Below are 18,048 nucleotides of genomic sequence, written 5' to 3' on the forward strand. Positions count from 1 at the left end.
GCTCGGGGGGCTGGCACGGACGACGGGAGCGACATGCGACGACTCGGGTACGACAGGTTCGGCGGGCCCGATCTGCTCTCGTGGCGGGAGGCGCCGGTGCCGATGCCGGGTCGCGGCGAGGTCCTGGTGCGCACACGCGCGGCGAGCATCAACGCGACCGACGAGAAGATCCTGTCCGGCTCCGCGCGGATCATGGCCGTCGGCCGCTCCCGTCCCTACGGGTTCGGCCTCGACATCGCCGGCACCGTCGAGGCGCTCGGCCCGGGGTCGCACTCGGTCGCGATCGGCGACCGCGTGGTGGGGATGACCCGCGACGGCGACGCCTTCGCCGACGCGTCCATCGCGCGCAGCCGCTCGCTCGTCCCGATGCCCGACTCCCTCGGCTTCGTCGAGGCCGTCACGCTCGCGATGTCGGGCGGCACCGCGGTGGGCCTGGTGGACGCACTGCACGTGCGCGCCGGCGAGCGCGTCCTCGTCAGCGGCGGCTCGGGAGCCATCGGCGATCCGACGATCCAGCTGCTGGTGCGGGCGGGCTGCACGGTCGCGGCCACCGGCTCGGCCGCCTCCGCCGACCTGCTCCGCTCGCTCGGCGCCGAGCCGCACGACTACCGCGCGCTCGACCTCGGGGTGCTGGGCGGCCGCTTCGACGTGGTCGTCGACGTCTCCGGCCACCTGCCGGTCGACGACGCGGCGATCCTCCTCGCCGAGGGCGGGCGCATCGCGACGCTGGTGCCGAGCGGTCCGGCGCTGGTCTCGCAGGCGACGGGCCTCGTCCGCCGCGACCGCCCGCGGGTGCGCAACATGATCGTGGTGGCGACGGCGGAGCGGATCGGGCGCGCGGTCTCGCTCGCCACCTCCGGCGAGCTGCGGCCCCGGCCGGGCGCCGTGCATCCGCTGGGCGACGTCGTCGACGTGCTGTCGCGCCGAGCGACCGGCGCCGACCGCACGATCGGCAAGATCGTCTTCACCGCCGACGACTCGGCTCCGCTGAGCTGACCTCCGGCTCCTCCTCCTCTGCCGGGCGGCCGAGCGAGAGCGTGGCCAGGAAGCCGACGGCGAGGAACCCGGCGGCGGCGAAGGCCGCGTAGCGGGTGCCGTCCGAGAACGCCTCGCCCGCCGCCCGGGCCGCGTCGGCGGTGTCCGGTGAGGCGGCCAGCCCGGCGATCGCGGCGCCGGAGGAGTCGACCACCGCGTCGACGGTGCTCGCGACCTGCTCCGCGGGGAGGCCCTGCTGCTCGAGCGAGGTCGTGAGGACCCCCGCGGTCGAGGTGTAGAGGATCGTCCCGAGCACGGCGATGCCCAGCGCCGAGCCGATCTGCCGCGCGGTCGACTGCGTGCCCGAGCCCTGCCCGCTGAGCTCGACGGGCACGTCCCGGAGCACGACCCCGGTCAGCTGCGCCGTCGCGAGGCCGACGCCGAAGCCGTAGACGGCGAGGAACGGGACGAGGGCCCACCACGGGGTGGAGTCGGAGACGACCAGGCCGATGCCCGCGACGCCGACGATCTCGGCCGCGAGACCCACCCGCACGATCAGCACCGGCGCGACCCTGTTGCCGAAGGCGCCGGCGAAGCCCGAGGCGACGAAGGAGCCGAGCGCGAGCGCGAGGAGCACCAGGCCGGTCTGCACGGCCGTGTAGCCGAGGACGCTCTGGAGCCAGATCGGCAGCGCCAGGATGATCCCGAACTCGCCGAGCGAGACGATCATCGCGGCGAGGTTGCCGTTGCGGAACGAGGCGAGGCGGAAGAGCCCGATCGCGAGCATCGCCGAGCGCCCGGCGCGCTCGCGGGCCCGCGCCCAGAGGACGAAGGCGACCCCGGCGAGCACCGCGACGGCGAACGCGATCGGGACCGGTGAGAGGCCGAGCGGCCAGCTCCAGCCGCCGACGCTCAGCCGCTCGTCGACGCCCCACCAGCCGAGGGTGCGCCCCTCGATGAGGGCGAACACGAGGGAGGCGGAGGCGATGATCGAGAGCGCGGCGCCGACGAGGTCGACCCTCCGCCCGTCGGGCTGCCGCGACTCGTCGACGAACAGCAGCGCTCCGACCACGATGATCACGCCGAGCGGGATGTTGATGCCGAACGCCCAGCGCCAGGAGAAGTCGGTGGTGAGCCAGCCGCCGAGCAGCGGGCCGACCGCGGTCATGCCGCCGATGGTCGAGCCCCAGACGGCGAAGGCGATGGCGCGCTCGCGCCCGCGGAAGGTGGCGTTGATCAGCGAGAGGGTCGTCGGCAGCACCATCGCTCCTCCGACGCCCTGCACGACCCGGGAGAGGATCAGCAGGTCGCCGGTCGGAGCGAGGGCCGCCGCGACGGAGGAGAGCGCGAAGAGCGAGACGCCGACGATAAGCATGCGGCGCCGGCCCCAGCGGTCGGCGAGCGTGCCGAAGACCAGCAGGAGCGCGGCGAACACGAGCGTGTACGACTCCTGCACCCACTGCACCTGGGTCGAGGTGATCCCGAGATCGGCGACGATCGACGGGATGGCGACGTTGACGATGGTCGAGTCGACGATGATCGTCGCCACTCCGAGGCTGATGACGACCAGCCCGATCCACTTGCGGTTGCGCACGACGCTCTCCTCCGAGGATTTAGTAAGCCAGCTGACTATATGCCCGCGGAGGGCGCCGTGTCGAAGGGAGGGCCTGGAAGATTAGCGGGAGGCGGGCGCGGCGACAAGGGCGCGAAGCTACCGGAGCCGCCCGGTCAGGATGGACGCATGCCCGCATCCCCCCGTTCCTTCCCGTATCCCCTCGGCGTCTCCCTCCGCGGCGACGCCGGCGCCGACGTCGCCGTCTACTCCGAGACCGCGGACAGCGTCGAGGTCTGCCTCTTCGACGAGTCCGGAGCAGAGACCCGCGTCGCCCTCACCGAGCGGACCGGCCACGTCTTCCACGGCCTCGTCCCCGAGATGGGCATCGGCACCCGCTACGGACTGCGCGTCGACGGCCCCTGGGACCCCGCCAACGGCCTCCGCCACAACGCCGCCAAGCTCCTCCTCGACCCGCACGCCACCGCGATCGAGGGCTCGTACACCTGGTCCGAGGACGTCTTCGGCCAGTTCTACGAGGACGCCGACACCCGCAACGACGCCGACTCCGCGCACGCGGTCCCCCGCTGCGTCGTCACCGATCCCGACTCCTTCGACTGGAGCGGCGACACCGCGCCGCGCATCCCGCTCGAGGAGACCGTCGTCTACGAGGTGCACGTGAAGGGCTTCACGAAGCTGCACCCCGACGTGCCCGAGGACATCCGCGGCACCTACCGCGGCCTCGCGCACCCCGCCGCGATCAAGCACTTCACCGACCTGGGCGTGACCTCGGTCGAGCTGCTCCCCGTGCACCAGTTCGTGCAGGACTCGCACCTCGAGGAGAAGGGCCTGCGCAACTACTGGGGCTACAACTCCCTCGGCTTCTTCGCGCCGCACAACGAGTACTCGCACGCCGGGGACGACGGCTCGCAGGTCGACGAGTTCAAGGCCATGGTCAAGGCGTTCCACGAGGCCGGCCTCGAGGTCATCCTCGACGTGGTCTACAACCACACCGCCGAGGGCAACGACAAGGGCCCCACCCTCTCGTTCAAGGGCATCGACAACGGCTCCTACTATCGACTGGTGGAGGAGGACCGCGCGAACTACTTCGACACCACCGGCACCGGCAACAGCCTCAACGTCGCGCACCCGGCCGCGCTCGGCCTGATCATGGACTCGCTGCGCTACTGGGTGACCGAGATGCACATCGACGGCTTCCGCTTCGACCTCGCCACCACCCTCACCCGCCAGACCGGTGAGGCCGAGGTGCACAGCGCCTTCCTCGACCTGATCGCGCAGGACCCGGTGCTCGCGCCCGTCAAGATGATCGCCGAGCCGTGGGACACCGCCGGCTACCAGGTCGGCGGCTTCCCCGCGGACTGGTCGGAGTGGAACGGGAAGTTCCGCGACGACGTGCGCGACTTCTGGAACGGCGCCGACTCGGTGCTCGGCACGACCGCGCAGCGCGTCCTCGGCTCCCCCGACGTGTACGAGGCCGACCGCCGCTCGCCGGTCTCCAGCATCAACTTCGTCACCGCGCACGACGGCTTCACCCTCGCCGACCTCACCGCCTACTCGCGCAAGCACAACGCGGCCAACGGCGAGGACAACAACGACGGCGAGAGCGACAACCGCTCCTCCAACAACGGCGCCGAGGGCCCGACCGAGAACGAGGCGGTCAACGAGCGCCGCGACCGCATGCGCCGCAACTTCCTCGCGACGCTGCTGCTCTCGGCCGGCGTGCCGATGATCCTGGGCGGCGACGAGATCGCCCGCACCCAGGGCGGCAACAACAACGCCTACTGCCAGGACGACGAGATCTCGTGGTTCGACTGGGAGAACGCGGACCGCGAGCTGCTCGCCTTCACCCAGGAGCTGATCGCCCTCCGCGCCGCGGAGCCGGCGCTGCGCCCGAAGTGGTTCCGCCGCGCCCCCGGCGACGGCGGCCCCGACACGGTCGACATCCTCCGCTCCGACGCGCAGGGCTTCGCCGACGAGGACTGGGACAACCCCGACGCCCGCTCGATCACCTTCGTGTTCGAGCACGAGGGCAGCGCGAGCTTCGCCCTGCTGCTGAACGCGGCGGAGAACGGCGTCGAGTTCACCGTTCCCGAGGCGCCCGGCGCCGAGTGGACGCTGGCCGCCTCGAGCGACCCGGAGCAGGTCGTCGAGGGCGAGGTCACCACGCTGATCGTGCGCGACGGCTCGTTCACGCTGCTGCGCTCGGCCTCCTGATGACCGGCCGGACCCCGCGGCTCCTCCGCTTCGGCGGGCGCATCGCGGGGTTCGGCACGTCCTCGGGCACGAGGATCGTGCTGGGCCTCTGGGAGGACACCCCCTTCGGCCCGTTCGCCGACGCGATGGTCGAGGACGGCGACGGCCACCGCCTCCTGATCGCACCGACCCGCGAGGTCGCGGACTTCATCGGGTCGACGTACGCGTTCGACGAGGTGCGGATCGCGCCGGTGTCGTGGCGGAGGATCGCGGGCGGCCTGTCCGTCTCGGCCGGACCGCTCGCGGTGCGACTGGAGCTCGGCGGTCTCACTGCGCTCGGCCGGCTGCTGCGGATCGTTCCGCGACCGCTCGCCGAGCACCCGGCATGGCTGACCGCGATCTCGCCGGTCGCTTCCCTGCTCGTCCGCGGGGTCAGTACGGCCGGGTCGGCCGGGCACGGACGCCGCGAGTACTACGGCGTGCGGGCGATCCGCCGCGTCGAGGGCGTCCACGCGGTGCTGGCGGAGGAGGACCTCGGCCCGTTGCGCCCGCTCTCGCCGCCCGTGCGGTTCGGCTTCTCGTCGGCGCCCGCCGCTCCGGCGATCGTCGACGTCACCACCACCATCGCGCTCCCGCGCGAGGGGACCACCGCGCTCCGGCGCGACCGAGAGAGAGGAGCCGCCTCGTGAAGAAGGGCGACAAGATCAGCTGGAACACCTCGCAGGGCGAGACCCACGGCGAGCTGGTCGAGAAGAAGACGAAGGAGTTCCAGTTCGAGGGGCAGAAGTTCAACGCCTCGGACGACGAGCCCTACTGGATCGTGCAGAGCGACAAGACCGACGCGAAGGCCGCGCACAAGGAGTCGTCGCTGACGAAGAAGTGAGCGGGCGCAGGCCGAGCGGCTGCGGGCCGGGCTCCGGATCGACTCCGGGGCCCGGCCCGCGCCCGTCTCACGCGATGCGGATGAGCTTCTTGTTCACGAACTCCTCGAGGGCGGGGCGGCCCATCTCGCGGCCGGTGCCCGAGCGCTTCACGCCGCCGAAGGGCAGCTCGGCCGCGTCGCCGAGGACGAGGTTGATCCAGACCATGCCGGCGTCGATCCGGTCCGCCAGGCGCAGCGCCTGCTCCTGGTCGGTCGTGTAGAGGTAGGAGCCGAGGCCGTAGGGGGTGTCGTTCGCGAGGGCGATCGCCTCGTCCTCGTCGCGGACGCGGTAGAGCGCGGCGACGGGGCCGAAGAACTCCTCGCGGTAGGCGTCCATCTCGGGCGTGACGCCCTCGAGCACGGCGGGCGGGAAGAAGTTGCCGGTCACCTCGCCGCTGGCGCGGACGGTGGCCCCCTGCTCGCGCGCGGCCGCCAGCTGCGCCTCGAGGCGCTCCGTCGCGGCGGAGGAGGAGAGCGGGCCGAGGAGGGTGCCCTCCGCGAACGGATCGGCCGGCTGGGCGCGGGTGAACGCCTCCGTGAACTTCTCGGCGAACGCGTCGTACAGCTCGTCGATCACGATGAAGCGCTTCGCGGCGTTGCAGGACTGGCCGTTGTTGTCCAGGCGCGCGGCGACCGCGTCCTCGACCGCCTTGTCGAGGTCGTCGGTCGACAGGAGCACGAACGGGTCGGAGCCGCCGAGCTCGAGCACGACCTTCTTCAGGTGCCGGCCCGCGAGCTCCGCGACGGCCGCGCCGGCCCGCTCGGAACCGGTGACGGAGACACCCTGGACCCGGGGGTCGGCGATGACGGTCGCGGCCTGCTCGTTCGTGGCGTAGAGGTTCACGTAGACGCCGGCGGGCGCGCCCAGCTCCTCGGCCGCGGTATGGAAGATGTCGGCGATGGCGGCGGCCGACTCCGGGCACTGCGGCGCGTGCTTGAGCAGGATCGTGTTGCCCGCGACCACGTTCGGGCCGGCGAAGCGGGCCACCTGGTAGTAGGGGAAGTTCCACGGCATGATGCCCAGCAGCACGCCCAGCCCGGCGCGGCGGATCAGCGCGGAGCCGGTGCCCTCGGCGAGCTCGATCGGCTCGTCGGCGAGGAAGGCCTCGCCGTTCTCGGCGTAGTAGCGGTAGATGTCGGCGGCGAAGCCGACCTCGCCCTGCGCCTGGTCGAGCGGCTTGCCCATCTCGCGGACGATGATCGCCGCGAGCTCGTCGGCGCGCTCGACGTGCAGCTCTGCCACGCGGGCGATCAGCGCCGCGCGGGTCGCGACGGGCACGGTCCGCGACCAGGAGGAGTACGCGTCCTGCGCCGCGCCGATCGCCGCGGTCAGCTCGGCGTCGCCGAGGGTCGGGTACTCGCGGTGGGTCTCCCCCGTGGCCGGGTCGATCACGGCGTAGTGGGTGCTCATGCGGGCTGTGCTCCTTCGCGCTGGGGGGCCGGTGCGGTCGCGCCGTCCTCGTCGATGATCTCCTGTGCCAGGCGCCTGCCGACGCGGATGGCGCCGTCGACGTGCTGGTAGCCCTCGGCGGCGAGGTCGCTCGTGCCGAAGCGGAGCGGACCCACCGGCTCCAGCTGCAGCGCGCCGTACCGGGTCAGCCCGCCCAGGTCGAAGCTCGCGGCGTACGCGCCCTGCGTCCACTCCTCGGACGCCCAGTCGCTCTCGTAGTAGACGACCGGATCGAGTGCGGCCGGGCCGAAGTAGGCGGCGAGCGAGTCGAGGATCGCGGCCTTCCGCTCCGCCTCGTCGAGCGCGAGCACGCGGTCGGCCTTCTCGTCCGAGACGAAGCCGACCAGGGTGCCGCGCTCCTCCCCGTGGTTCGAGTTGTCGTAGGCCTCGTGCACGAGCGAGTGCGGGCTGAACGCGGTGCCGGAGAGGCCGTCGGCGCGCCAGAAGGGCGTGGCGTACGTGGCGTGCACCTTGATCACGAGGCCGAGCGACTGGTGCTGCAGGGCCTGCTGCCGCAGGCGCGGGAGCGGCGGGTCGAACGAGATGCGGCCGACGAGGTTCGGCGGCACGGCGACGATCGCGCGGCGGGCGCGGAGGACGACGCCGTCGGCGCGCACCTCGACCCCGTCGTCGCCGTGGCGGACGGAGCGGACCGGGTGCCCGAGCAGGACGCGCTCGGCGCCGAGGCGCTCGGCGAGCCGCTCCGGGACCTGCTGGAGGCCGCCGATCACGCGCTTGTCGAGGATGAAGTCGGCGTCGACCAGGTTGCTGAAGCTCCCCGCGCTCGCGGCCATGAGGAGCGCCTGGAGGAGGGAGAAGGCGTGCGCCGGCTTGGTGAGCATGGCGTCGGCGAGGAAGAGGGCGATGTTGGCCCGTGCCTCCTCGTCGTCGCTCTGCTGCTCCAGCCAGGCGGCGAAGGTGATGCGGTCGTAGTCGCGGGCGAGCGGGTGCGTCCACGGCGCCGCCGGATCCGTCTCGGCGACGAGGCGGTCGAGCACCTCGATCAGACGGGAGATCTCGGACTCGGTGCGCTCGCTCCCCGGGAAGATGTCGCCGGTGAAGCGGCGAGCGGAGCCGTCGGCGCCGATGTAGACGCTCTCGCCCTCGCGGTAGCGGGAGTAGGTGCCGAGGCCGAGCTCGTCGAGGGTCTCGAGGAGCGCCGTCTGGTCCGGCGAGACCCACTGGCCGCCGAGCTCGAGGAGCTGCCCGTCGACCACGCGGGTCTCGAGCCGCCCGCCCACGCGCTCGCGCGCCTCGACGACGACGACGTCGAGGCCGTGCTGCTGCAGCCGGAGCGCCGCGGTGAGTCCGGTGGCACCGGCTCCGATCACGACGACGTCGTGCTCGCTGGGGGACATGACTTCTCTTTCCGTCGGTGATCGCGGGAGTGGACGCGCGAATACGGATGATCCTGTCACAGAAGCGGAGGAGAACGTCAGTGAGTGCGCACGATGGAGGGTGGACTCGAAGCGCCCTCCACCGAACTACATAGGCATGCTATATTGTTTCTCGTGCCCGATCCCAGTGCCCCCGTGCGTCTCGCCTCCGCCGCCACCGCCCTCACGCGGTTCGCGGGCCGGGCGAGCGGCGCGACCGGGCTCGGCGCGCAGTCCGGAGCCGTCTGGTCGACGCTCGCCGAGCTGCGCACCGCCTCCCCCTCCCGCCTCGGCGAGCTCGCCGAGCGGGTCCGCGTCACCCAGCCGACGATGACCGGCATCATCGCCCGGCTCGACGAGGCCGGCTGGATCCGCCGCGTCCACGACGCCGGCGACGGCCGCGCCTGGCTCATCGAGGGCACTCCCGCCGGCTTCGACGCCCTCGCCGAGCACCGGCTCCGCCTCGAGGCCGCTCTCGCCCCGCTGTTCGAGGACCTCGACGAGGACGACCGCCTCGCCCTCGAGCGCGCCGCGACCCTCGTCGAGGCCCGCGTCGCCCGGATCGCCGGCACCCCCGTCCCCTCTTCCCCCGAGAAAGGCTCCACGCCGTGACCACCTCCCCCCACTCGCCCGCCCAGGGCTCGATCCTGAAGCAGCCGCTGGCCGTCTGGGCCGTCGCCTTCGCCGCGGTGATCGCCTTCATGGGGATCGGCCTGGTCGACCCGATCCTCCCGGCCATCGCCGAGAGCCTGCAGGCGACTCCGACCGAGACCTCCCTGCTCTTCACGAGCTACCTCGTCATCACCGGCGTCGTGATGTTCTTCACCAGCTGGCTCTCCAGCCGCATCGGCGCCAAGAAGACCCTCATGATCGGCCTGGTGCTGATCGTGGTGTTCGCCGCGCTCGCCGGCACGGCGGGCAGCGTCGAGGGCGTCATCGGCTTCCGCGCGGGCTGGGGCTTCGGCAACGCGCTGTTCATCTCGACCGCGCTGTCGACCATCGTCGGCGCGGCGAGCGGAGGCTCCTCCGCGGCGATCGTGCTCTACGAGGCCGCGCTGGGCATCGGCATCGCCATCGGCCCGCTGCTCGGCGGGCTCCTCGGCAGCGTCTCGTGGCGCGGTCCGTTCTTCGGGACCGCCGTGCTGATGGCCATCGGCTTCATCGCCATCGCGACGCTCCTGCGCGAGGACGGCCCCAAGCCCGCTCCGACTCCGCTCTCGGCGCCCTTCGCGGCCCTCAAGGTCCCGGCCATCCGCACGCTGGCGGGCGCCGCCCTGTTCTACAACATCGGCTTCTTCGTGCTGCTCGCCTACACGCCCTACCCGCTCGGGCTGGACGAGATGGGCCTCGGCTTCACGTTCTTCGGCTGGGGCCTGGGCGTGGCGGTCACCTCCGTGTTCGTCGCTCCGCTGCTCACCCGGCGCCTCCCGCGCACCGTCGTGCTGCGCTCGGTGCTGCTGCTGCTCGCGCTCGACCTGATCGCCGGCGGCCTCGTGATCTCGTCGCGCGTCGGCCTGATCGTCTGCATCATCGTCGGCGGCCTGCTGCTCGGAGTCGTCAACACGGTGCTCACCGAGTGCGTGATGGAGGCGACCGACCTGCCCCGCTCCGTCGCCTCGTCCGCCTACTCCGGCGTCCGCTTCCTCGGCGGCGCGATCGCCCCGCCCGCCGCGTCCGCCCTGGCCGCCGCGATCTCGCCGGCCTTCCCGATGTACGCCGCGGCCGGAGCGGTCGCCGTCGCCGCGCTGATCGTGCTGCTCGGACGCCGCACCCTGGCCCGCGCCGACGCCCACGAGCCCGAGCCCGAGCTCGTCGAGGCGCAGGCGATCACGCTCGGCGAGTGACGCGCCCGGCGGGCTTCAGGGGCCCGCCGAGGGGTCACGAACGGTCGTCATCCGAGCGGGATGGCGGCCGTTCGTGACGCATGGACGCGGTCGAGCGGGGTGGGCGGCGGATCCGACCTGTGGAGAACCGGTTCACGAGGATCGGGAGGCGGGACAGTGGCCGGATGCACGATCCCTCGCCGCTTCCGATCGGACTCCGCGGCCGCGCCTTCACCGTCGCTGACGCTCGCGCGAGCGGTCTGAGCCGCGGGCGGCTCCGCAGCTCCGACCTCCACCGGCCCTTCCACGGCGTCCGCACCGCCGACCCCGACCCCGACCTGCGCCTGCGCGCGGAGGCGCTCCTCGCGCTGGTCGGTCCGGAGGCGCTCCTGAGCCACGTGACGGCGGCGCGGCTCTGGCCGCTCGACCTCCCGCCCGCCGCTGCGGACGAGCCGGTGCACGTCAGCGTCCGCCGGCCGGGACGCGCTCCCCGGCACCGGAACGTCGTCGGCCACGCCCTCGCCGATCCCGACGTCCGCCGCGTCCTCCGCCGCGGACTCCCCCTCACCGATCCGGCCTCGCTCTTCTGCCATCTCTCCGCACTCCTCGAGCCGGACGACCTCGTCGCGGTGGGCGACGCGCTGGTGCGCACGCCGGTCGTCGGCGATCCGGCCGATCGACGGCCCTGGGTGCCGCTGCCCGACCTGCGGGAGCGCGTGTCGGCCTTCCGCGGTCGGGGCTCGGTGCGGCTCCGCGCGGCGCTCGCTCTGGTGCGCGACGGGGCGGAGTCGCGGCAGGAGTCGCGGTTCCGGCTCGCCTCGGTGCGGGCGGGCCTCCCGGAGCCGGTGCTGCAGGAGCCGCTGTTCGACTCCGACGGGGTCTTCATCGGGCGGCCGGACGGCTGGTACCCCGCGGAGCGGGTCGCGTGGGAGTACGAGGGCGACGATCACCGCACCAGCAACCGGCGCTTCGCGCGCGACCTCGGCCGCTACGACGACCTCGCCTCGATCGGCGTCCGCGTCGTCCGCATCGTCGGCGCCGAGTTCGTCCCCCACCCCGAGCGCTCCGTCGAGCGCCTGCGACGAGCACTCGCGGAACGATCCCCGCATCGACGACCGCCGAGGGGTCACGAACGGTCGTCATCCGAGCGGGATGACGACCGTTCGTGACGCCTCACGGGAGGGCGCGCGCTCAGGAGTCAGGGCGCGACCTCGAAGAGGCGCGGGCGCAGCGCAGACGTGCGCGGGTCGGCGGCGCAGGCGGCGAGCGCCGCCGCGAGGACGCCGCGGGCCGGGTGCGGCTCGCGGACGTACACGTCGACGCCGGCGGGCGTGAACGGCGTCCGGGCGAAGCGGGTGAGGGCCCAGCCCGCCTCCTCGTCGGCGGCCACGAACGACCAGCGGCTGCGGGCGAGGAGGGTCAGCGGCTCGACGCCGCGCCAGCGGAAGCCGGACGGATCGTGCGGGTCGGGGGTGTCGATCCCGACCACGTAGTGCGAGCGCGTCCGGCCGCGCCAGCTGACGACGTCGCCGATCCCGCCGGTCGGGAGCGGCGCGTACGTGATCGCCACCCCCGACCGCGAGCGCCAGAGCGGCAGCGAGGAGCCCCGGACGAACCAGGTGCCGCTCGCGAGCGCCCGGGCGTCGATCATCGGAGAGCGTGCTTGATGTTGGTGCGGGCCAGCGCGACGGCCTCGCCCGCTCCTCCGTTCATCACGATCTTCGAGACCGCCAGCGCGAAGCCCTTCACCTGCGCGCCCGTGATCGTGGGCGGGAGCGAGAGGGCGAGCGGATCCGTCACCACGTCGACGAGGACCGGGCCGCCGTCGGCGAGCGCCGAGCGGAGGGCCTCCTCCACGTCTCGCGGGTCCTCGACGCGGATTCCGCGGATTCCTATCGCCTCCGCCACCTTCGCGTAGTCGACCATCGGCACGTCGACGGCGAAGTCCGGGAAGCCGTCGACCAGCATCTCGACCTTCACCAGCCCGAGCGTGGAGTTGTTGAACACGACGATCGTCACGGGCAGCCGGTAGGCGGCGACCGTGACCAGCTCGCCCATCAGCATCGAGAGCCCGCCGTCGCCGCTCAGCGAGACGACCTGGCGCCCCGGGTGCGAGAGCTGCGCGCCGACCGCCTGCGGCAGCGCGTTCGCCATCGAGCCGTGCATGTACGAGCCGAGCAGGCGCCGCTTCCCGTTGGGGGTGATGTAGCGGGCCTGCCAGACGTTGCCCATGCCGGTGTCGGCGGTGACGATCGCGTCCTCGGAGAGCAGGCCGTCGAGCGAGGAGGCGACGAGCTCGGGGTGGATCGGGCTGCGCGTGCCGACCTCGGTGTACTTCCCGACGACTCCGGTGACCAGCTTCTCGTGCTTCTTCAGCGTCTTGTCGAGGAAGCGGTGGTCCTTCCGCTGCACGAGCGGGGTCAGCGCGGTGAGGGTCGCCGCCACGTCGCCGTGGACGGGGTGCGCGACGCTGACGCGGCGACCGAGCTTCGAGGCGTCGCTGTCGACCTGCGCGATCACGACCTTCGAGGCGTCGGGGAGGAACTGCTCGTAGGGGAAGTCGGTGCCGAGGAGGAGGAGCAGGTCGGCGTCGTGCATGCCGGCGTGCGCCGCTCCGTAGCCGAGGAGGCCCGTCATGCCGACGTCGTAGGGGTTGTCGTACTGGATCCACTCCTTGCCGCGCAGGCTGTGCCCGACGGGCGCGCCCACCAGCTCGGCGAAGGCGACGACCTCGTCGTGCGCGTTCTGCACTCCGGCGCCCGCGAAGATCGCGACGGTCCGCGCCTGGTCGATCGCGGCCGCGAGGGCGCGGACGTCGGCGTCGGCGGGGACCAGGACGGGTGTCGACGGCAGCACGAACGCGGGGAAGCCGTCGACCGCCTCCAGCTCGGCGATGTCGCCGGGGAGGGTGACCACGGCGACTCCGCGGAGCGCCACCGCGCTGCGCATCGCGGCGTTCACGACCCGCGGAGCCTGGGCGGCGGTCGAGATCAGCTCGCGGTAGTTCGAGCACTCGACGAAGAGCCTGTCCGGGTGCGTCTCCTGGAAGTAGGACGAGCCGATCTCGTTGCTGGGGATGTGGCTCGCGATGGCGAGCACCGGGGCGGAGGAGCGGTGCGCGTCGTAGAGGCCGTTGATGAGGTGCAGGTTGCCGGGGCCGCAGCTGCCGGCGCAGACGGCGAGGCGCCCGGTGAGCTGCGCCTCCGCACCGGCGGCGAAGGCGGCCGCCTCCTCGTTGCGCACGTGGATCCAGTCGATGCCTCCCTTCTCGGAGCCGCCGCTGCGGCGCACCGCGTCGACGATCGGATTCAGCGAGTCGCCGACGATCCCGTAGATGCGGGAGACGCCGGCGTCGATGAGCTGAGCGATGAGCTGGTCTGCGACCGTCTTCTGAGCCATGACCCCATTCGACCGGACCGGGCTGAGCGTCCGCTACTCCGGAAAGTGGAGATCCGGATCGGGTGCATCCCCCTCGGGACGGATGCCCTGCACCTCTAGCCTGGGAGCCGTCACAGGAACACCTCCGTGCAGCAGATCCCGGGAGTCGCCATGAACCGCCGCAGAACCGCCCTCGTCCTGGCCGCCGGCGCGGCCCTCGCCCTCGGCCTGACCGGCTGCTCGGGCCTGAACGGCCTGATGGGAGGCGAGACCCGCGACGACGAGACCGGGGAGATCACCGAGGGCGGGACGACCGACGTCTTCCAGCTGCGCGTGGGCGACTGCCTGAACGGCGAGCTCAGCGAGGAGGCGACCGAGGTCACCGACGTGCCGACCGTGCCCTGCACCGACCCGCACGTCTACGAGGTGTTCCAGAACCTGACGATGGCCGACGCCGACGAGTACCCGGGCGAGTCCGTCGCGACGGAGCAGGCCGAGACCGACTGCGTCACGGCGTTCGAGTCGTTCACCGGGATCGGCTACCAGGACTCGGCGTACGACTTCAGCTACTACTACCCGACCGCCGAGAGCTGGGGCACGGGCGACCGCACGATCAACTGCATGATCACCGACCCGAACGGGCCGAGCACGGGCACGCTGGCGGGCGTCGCGGCCTGATCGCGATCCCCGCGCGCGGTGGTGCCGGTCCCGCCGAGCGCTCCGCGCGCGGCCGGGGTCAGTCGCGGTCGCGCGCGGGGAACAGCCGCAGGAGCAGGCCGGAGCCGATCCAGACCACGGCGATCCCCGCGACGAGCCAGGAGGCTCCGAGGCCGGACGCCGCTCCCGCCAGCACGGCGCCGACGGCCGCGGCGGCGGAGCGCAGCCCCGCGCCGATCGTGAACACCTGCGAGCGGACGGCGGCGGGACTCTCCTGGTCGCGCAACAGCAGCATCGCCGCGTTCGAGGGGGCCGTGAAGACGCCCGCGACCGCGAAGGCGGCGATCGCCACGACGACGCCCAGGTCGGGGACGGCGACCAGGAGGACGGCGCCGGTCGCGATGTAGGCGGCGCCCATGGTCCACGCCGGCGGACGGCGGGTCCAGCGGCGGGCCGCCACGGCGAGGGCGCCGAGCAGGCCGCCCACGGCGAAGGCGGTCAGGATCCACGCGGCGGCGTCGGTGCTGCCCAGCCGCTCCACCGAGAGGCTGATCGCCGCGACTCCCGCCGCTCCGCCCGCGACCTGGCTGAGCGTGCCCGCCGAGGTGACCACCGCGATCGGACGGTGCCGCACGAGGTGGGTGACGCCCGCGACGATCGTCCGCAGCACGCCGACGGTCGGCGCCGGACGGGCCTCCATGGCGAGGCCGAGCGACCCGACGACGCCGATGAGGGCGAGGACCGCCATGGCGAGCATCGCGGTCCGCGCTCCCCCGACTCCGACCGCGAGGCCCACGATGGCCGGCCCGCTGATCGAGGCGACCGTGTACGAGAGCGAGTCCTGCGCGTAGGCGCGGCGCGGCTCCGGGATGGCGCTCGTGACGAAGCTCGACATGCCGCCCATGTAGACGGGCGTCGCGAGCCCCGCGAGGAGCAGCAGCACCACGATGAGCGGCGTCGGCACCTCGCCGAGGAAGGCGGCGACCGCGAAGGCGACGGCGGTCGTGAGCGCGGCGCCGACCAGGAGCCGGCGGGGGCGGCGGACCCGGTCGAGCACCGTGCCGACCAGCGGCGCGGCGATCACGGCGGGGAAGAGCGCCGCTCCGGTCAGGGCACCGCCGAGCGCGACGTCGCCGAGACGCTCGACGGCGAGGACGGGGAGGGCGACGACCATGCCGGCGCTGGCCAGGCGGAGGGGGATCGACGCGGCCTGGTAGCTGACCGCGCTCATGCGGGACCGGGGATCGACATCACCTCCGATGGTGTCACGGCTGCGGGACCGGGTCGGCCGGGGAGGCAGGCCACCGGCGTCCGAGCGGCCTGCGGAGCCTGCCCTAGGCGATCGGCGTCCGCGCCGCGAGCTCGGCCGCCGCCGCGACGCCCAGGCGCCAGGGCGCGCCGTGGCCGGGCAGGAGTGTCCGCGCCCCGGTCCCGGCGAGGACCCGCAGCGAGTCGAGGGACTGCGCCGTGTCGGCGGTGGCGGCGCGCGCGACCAGGTGCGGGCCGGTGCGCGCGGAGTAGGGGTCGAGCGTGACCAGCGCGTCTCCGCCGATCACCGCGTCGCGCTCGGGCAGGTGCAGCGAGACGTGCCCGTCGGTGTGCCCCGGAGTCGCGAGCACGCGGGGCGATCCGGGCACGTCGAGCACCGCTCCGGCGGTCAGCGGCAGGGTCCCGTGCACGGGCGGCACCGCGAGCGCGCCCGCACGGGCCATCGCTCCGAGCACCGGGATCGCGGAGGGGTGCAGCAGCGGGTACACGAACGGCGTGCGCTGGCGGCGGTAGGAGTAGGGCTGCGCGGCGAGCGGCTGGTCGGCCGCGTGCAGGTGCACGGGGACGCCCCGCCGGACGAGGCTGCGGGCGACGCCGAGGTGGTCGAAGTGCGCGTGGGTCAGCACGAGGGCGTCGATGTCGCCGAGCGAGCGGCCGAGCACCTCCAGCGCGCGGACCAGGTGCGGCCACGTCCTCGGGAGTCCGGCGTCGACGACGGTCAGCCGGCCCGCCTCCTCGATCAGGTAGAGGTTCGTCCAGGCGTGCTCGAGCCGGTGCACCCCGGGTGCGACGTCCCGGTGCAGGCTCGCGCCGCCCCCTCGCCGCTGCTGCCGGTGCTGCTGATCCCGCTGCTGCTGCTGCTCCATCGTGCTCCCGCCCCTCCGGGCCCGCGCCCGATCGCGACGACGCTACGAGCGTCTGCGACGGATCGGACAGGGCGTTGACGGCGGGGGTCCGCGTCGTGCAGGGCTCAGCGGCGCCGCCCGCGAAGGGCGAGCTGCACCGCCGCGAGCAGGAGGAGGACCGCGAAGAGGATCCCGGACACGCGCGCCGGCAGGAGGAAGGAGAGCGCCACTCCGGCGAAGGAGAACGCCGTGGCGGTGAGCCCGACCACGAGGCCCGCGCGCACGTCGAGCAGGCCGCGCCGGGCGTTCGCGATCGAGCCGGTGACCGCCGTGGGGATCATCGCGGCGAGCGAGGTGCCCTTGGCCAGGAGGTCCGCGAGCCCGAAGGCGCCGACCAGGACCGGCACGGCGATCGCTCCGCCGCCGATGCCGAAGAGGCCGGAGGCGACGCCCATCCCGATGCCGAGCCCCGCGAATCCGGGCCACACGCCCCAGCCCTCGGCGACGTCGCCGGTGTCGTTCGAGCCGAACACGGCCATCCGCACCGCCGCGGCCACGAGCAGCGCCACGAACATCCAGCGCAGCACCCCCAGAGGCAGCCGCGCGAGCAGCCAGGATCCGGCCACCGCCCCGAGCATCGCCGCAGCCGCGATCACCGCCGCCGGGACCCAGGCGACCTGGCCGGCGAGGGCGTAGCCGAACGCTCCGGCGACCGAGGTCGGAGCGATCGCGAGCAGCGAGGTGGCGGAGGCGCGGCGCTGGTCCATCCCGGCCCACGCGATCAGCATCGGCACCATCACGATCCCGCCGCCGACGCCGAACGCGCCCGACAGGGTCCCGCCGACCGCTCCGATCAGGGCCAGGACGAGCAGGGCGCGCGGGCGCATGCGCGCGGCCGTCCGATCGGGGAGGGGCGCCTGCGGGGCGGTCGCGTCGGTCACGGCTCCATGCCACCACAGCACCGGGCCGAGGGCGAATCGACGGGCGTCGACCGCGTTCCTGAGAGGACCGGCCCGGCCCGGCCCTCCTCTCTGGCAGTTGCCTGGGCGGGCCGGATCCGACCGTGACGTTCGGCGTCGACGGAGCGTCCTACCTGCATACCCCGCCTGATCGAGCGATCGGGCCCCGAGCGAAAGAGGAGACCATGGCCGAGACCACCGCGACCACCACCCGTCAGACCAGCACCGGATCCGGACGCACCGTGATCGAGGACGGCGTCATCGCCAAGGTCGCCGGCATCGCCGCGCGCGAGGTCCCGGGCGTCCACGCCCTCGGCGGAGGAGCGGCCCGAGCGATCGGCGCCATCCGCAGTGCGATCGGCAACGACGACCGCGGCCAGGGCGTCAAGGTCGAGGTCGGCGAGCGCCAGGTCGCCGCCGACATCACCATCGTCGCCGAGTACCCCGCGCCGCTGCAGAAGGTCGCCGAGGACGTGCGCTCCGCCGTCGCCGACGCCATCCAGCACATCGCAGGCATGGAGGTCGCCGAGATCAACGTGACCGTCCAGGACGTCCACATCCCTGAGGACGACACCCAGGAGTCCGACCCGCGCGTCGTCTGACCCGTTCCCCCGCACCGACGCCCCGG

At 73.3% G+C, this 18,048-nt stretch carries 17 protein-coding genes; 9 read left to right on the forward strand and 8 right to left on the reverse strand.

Annotated features, from left to right (window positions below; all coding sequences use genetic code 11):
• Nucleotides 1-33 precede the first annotated feature (33 nt).
• Nucleotides 34-996, forward strand: coding sequence for an NADP-dependent oxidoreductase (locus C5B98_RS04335; RefSeq protein WP_104267194.1), 963 nt, complete (start codon nucleotides 34-36; stop codon nucleotides 994-996).
• On the opposite strand, the gene C5B98_RS04340 is transcribed toward C5B98_RS04335, so the two are convergent.
• A complete protein-coding gene (locus tag C5B98_RS04340; RefSeq protein ID WP_104246954.1) occupies nucleotides 965-2,569 on the reverse strand; it encodes a DHA2 family efflux MFS transporter permease subunit in 1,605 nt (534 codons plus the stop codon). The two genes, C5B98_RS04335 and C5B98_RS04340, sit on opposite strands and share 32 nt — an antisense overlap.
• 147 nt (nucleotides 2,570-2,716) lie before the next feature.
• Here C5B98_RS04340 and glgX point away from each other — a divergent pair, with 147 nt between their 5' ends.
• From glgX to C5B98_RS04355, 3 genes are read left to right on the forward strand one after another with little or no spacing between them, the layout of a single operon-like run.
• Nucleotides 2,717-4,762, forward strand: coding sequence for a glycogen debranching protein GlgX (gene glgX / locus C5B98_RS04345; RefSeq protein ID WP_104308329.1), 2,046 nt, complete (start codon nucleotides 2,717-2,719; stop codon nucleotides 4,760-4,762).
• Nucleotides 4,762-5,430 carry a hypothetical protein gene (locus C5B98_RS04350; RefSeq protein WP_104308328.1) on the forward strand — a complete coding sequence of 223 codons (669 nt, stop codon included), beginning with the start codon at nucleotides 4,762-4,764 and terminating at the stop codon, nucleotides 5,428-5,430. Before glgX ends, C5B98_RS04350 begins: the two co-directional genes overlap by 1 nt.
• Complete coding sequence (locus C5B98_RS04355) at nucleotides 5,427-5,624, forward strand: DUF2945 domain-containing protein (RefSeq protein WP_056866275.1); 198 nt, start codon at nucleotides 5,427-5,429, stop codon at nucleotides 5,622-5,624. The genes C5B98_RS04350 and C5B98_RS04355 overlap by 4 nt, the downstream gene beginning before the upstream one ends.
• 67 nt (nucleotides 5,625-5,691) lie before the next feature.
• Here C5B98_RS04355 and C5B98_RS04360 read toward each other — a convergent pair whose 3' ends face one another.
• Together C5B98_RS04360 and C5B98_RS04365 are read right to left on the reverse strand one after the other, a co-directional pair.
• Nucleotides 5,692-7,074: an NAD-dependent succinate-semialdehyde dehydrogenase gene (locus C5B98_RS04360; protein ID WP_104308327.1), complete on the reverse strand. Its 1,383-nt coding sequence runs from the start codon at nucleotides 7,072-7,074 to the stop codon at nucleotides 5,692-5,694.
• Nucleotides 7,071-8,471, reverse strand: coding sequence for an NAD(P)/FAD-dependent oxidoreductase (locus C5B98_RS04365; protein WP_104308326.1), 1,401 nt, complete (start codon nucleotides 8,469-8,471; stop codon nucleotides 7,071-7,073). Before C5B98_RS04365 ends, C5B98_RS04360 begins: the two co-directional genes overlap by 4 nt.
• Nucleotides 8,472-8,624: 153 nt before the next feature.
• Here C5B98_RS04365 and C5B98_RS04370 point away from each other — a divergent pair, with 153 nt between their 5' ends.
• The 3 genes from C5B98_RS04370 to C5B98_RS16840 all read left to right on the forward strand — a co-directional run bounded on the left by C5B98_RS04370 (nucleotide 8,625) and on the right by C5B98_RS16840 (nucleotide 11,481).
• Nucleotides 8,625-9,101, forward strand: coding sequence for a MarR family winged helix-turn-helix transcriptional regulator (locus C5B98_RS04370; protein WP_146084654.1), 477 nt, complete (start codon nucleotides 8,625-8,627; stop codon nucleotides 9,099-9,101).
• A complete protein-coding gene (locus tag C5B98_RS04375; protein ID WP_104327375.1) occupies nucleotides 9,098-10,333 on the forward strand; it encodes an MFS transporter in 1,236 nt (411 codons plus the stop codon). The genes C5B98_RS04370 and C5B98_RS04375 overlap by 4 nt, the downstream gene beginning before the upstream one ends.
• 164 nt (nucleotides 10,334-10,497) lie before the next feature.
• The gene (locus C5B98_RS16840) at nucleotides 10,498-11,481 is read left to right on the forward strand and encodes a hypothetical protein (RefSeq protein ID WP_181065452.1); all 984 of its coding nucleotides are present in this window, start codon (nucleotides 10,498-10,500) and stop codon (nucleotides 11,479-11,481) included.
• Between the two features lie 29 nt (nucleotides 11,482-11,510).
• On the opposite strand, the gene C5B98_RS04390 is transcribed toward C5B98_RS16840, so the two are convergent.
• Nucleotides 11,511-11,963 carry a hypothetical protein gene (locus C5B98_RS04390; RefSeq protein ID WP_104225142.1) on the reverse strand — a complete coding sequence of 151 codons (453 nt, stop codon included), beginning with the start codon at nucleotides 11,961-11,963 and terminating at the stop codon, nucleotides 11,511-11,513.
• The gene (locus C5B98_RS04395) at nucleotides 11,960-13,711 is read right to left on the reverse strand and encodes a pyruvate dehydrogenase (RefSeq protein WP_104308322.1); all 1,752 of its coding nucleotides are present in this window, start codon (nucleotides 13,709-13,711) and stop codon (nucleotides 11,960-11,962) included. The genes C5B98_RS04390 and C5B98_RS04395 overlap by 4 nt, the downstream gene beginning before the upstream one ends.
• Before the next feature lie 126 nt (nucleotides 13,712-13,837).
• Here C5B98_RS04395 and C5B98_RS04400 point away from each other — a divergent pair, with 126 nt between their 5' ends.
• Nucleotides 13,838-14,368, forward strand: coding sequence for a septum formation family protein (locus tag C5B98_RS04400; protein ID WP_104327378.1), 531 nt, complete (start codon nucleotides 13,838-13,840; stop codon nucleotides 14,366-14,368).
• 58 nt (nucleotides 14,369-14,426) lie between these two features.
• Here the strand turns inward: C5B98_RS04400 and C5B98_RS04405 are convergent, their stop codons facing one another.
• The 3 genes from C5B98_RS04405 to C5B98_RS04415 all read right to left on the reverse strand — a co-directional run bounded on the left by C5B98_RS04405 (nucleotide 14,427) and on the right by C5B98_RS04415 (nucleotide 17,402).
• Complete coding sequence (locus C5B98_RS04405) at nucleotides 14,427-15,578, reverse strand: MFS transporter (protein WP_104226087.1); 1,152 nt, start codon at nucleotides 15,576-15,578, stop codon at nucleotides 14,427-14,429.
• 103 nt (nucleotides 15,579-15,681) lie between these two features.
• Complete coding sequence (locus tag C5B98_RS04410; RefSeq protein ID WP_104226086.1) at nucleotides 15,682-16,482, reverse strand: MBL fold metallo-hydrolase; 801 nt, start codon at nucleotides 16,480-16,482, stop codon at nucleotides 15,682-15,684.
• 104 nt (nucleotides 16,483-16,586) lie between these two features.
• Nucleotides 16,587-17,402 carry a sulfite exporter TauE/SafE family protein gene (locus C5B98_RS04415; protein ID WP_104233037.1) on the reverse strand — a complete coding sequence of 272 codons (816 nt, stop codon included), beginning with the start codon at nucleotides 17,400-17,402 and terminating at the stop codon, nucleotides 16,587-16,589.
• 203 nt (nucleotides 17,403-17,605) lie between these two features.
• Between C5B98_RS04415 and C5B98_RS04420 the strand changes: the two genes are divergently transcribed.
• Entirely contained in the window at nucleotides 17,606-18,022 is a 417-nt protein-coding gene (locus C5B98_RS04420) for an Asp23/Gls24 family envelope stress response protein (protein ID WP_104225148.1), read from the forward strand.
• The last annotated feature ends 26 nt before the right edge of the window (nucleotides 18,023-18,048 follow it).

Source organism: Rathayibacter sp. AY1A5 (assembly GCF_002930875.1).
Lineage (GTDB): Bacteria > Actinomycetota > Actinomycetes > Actinomycetales > Microbacteriaceae > Rathayibacter.

Bases quoted from the DNA above. Each gene is read 5' to 3' on its own strand.
- C5B98_RS04335 (WP_104267194.1), top strand. From the start codon at position 34: ATGCGACGACTCGGGTACGACAGGTTCGGCGGGCCCGATCTGCTCTCG.
- glgX (WP_104308329.1), top strand. From the start codon at position 2,717: ATGCCCGCATCCCCCCGTTCCTTCCCGTATCCCCTCGGCGTCTCCCTC.
- C5B98_RS04350 (WP_104308328.1), top strand. From the start codon at position 4,762: ATGACCGGCCGGACCCCGCGGCTCCTCCGCTTCGGCGGGCGCATCGCG.
- C5B98_RS04360 (WP_104308327.1), bottom strand. From the start codon at position 7,074: ATGAGCACCCACTACGCCGTGATCGACCCGGCCACGGGGGAGACCCAC.
- C5B98_RS04365 (WP_104308326.1), bottom strand. From the start codon at position 8,471: ATGTCCCCCAGCGAGCACGACGTCGTCGTGATCGGAGCCGGTGCCACC.
- C5B98_RS16840 (WP_181065452.1), top strand. From the start codon at position 10,498: ATGCACGATCCCTCGCCGCTTCCGATCGGACTCCGCGGCCGCGCCTTC.
- C5B98_RS04390 (WP_104225142.1), bottom strand. From the start codon at position 11,963: ATGATCGACGCCCGGGCGCTCGCGAGCGGCACCTGGTTCGTCCGGGGC.
- C5B98_RS04395 (WP_104308322.1), bottom strand. From the start codon at position 13,711: ATGGCTCAGAAGACGGTCGCAGACCAGCTCATCGCTCAGCTCATCGAC.
- C5B98_RS04405 (WP_104226087.1), bottom strand. From the start codon at position 15,578: ATGAGCGCGGTCAGCTACCAGGCCGCGTCGATCCCCCTCCGCCTGGCC.
- C5B98_RS04410 (WP_104226086.1), bottom strand. From the start codon at position 16,482: ATGGAGCAGCAGCAGCAGCGGGATCAGCAGCACCGGCAGCAGCGGCGA.
- C5B98_RS04420 (WP_104225148.1), top strand. From the start codon at position 17,606: ATGGCCGAGACCACCGCGACCACCACCCGTCAGACCAGCACCGGATCC.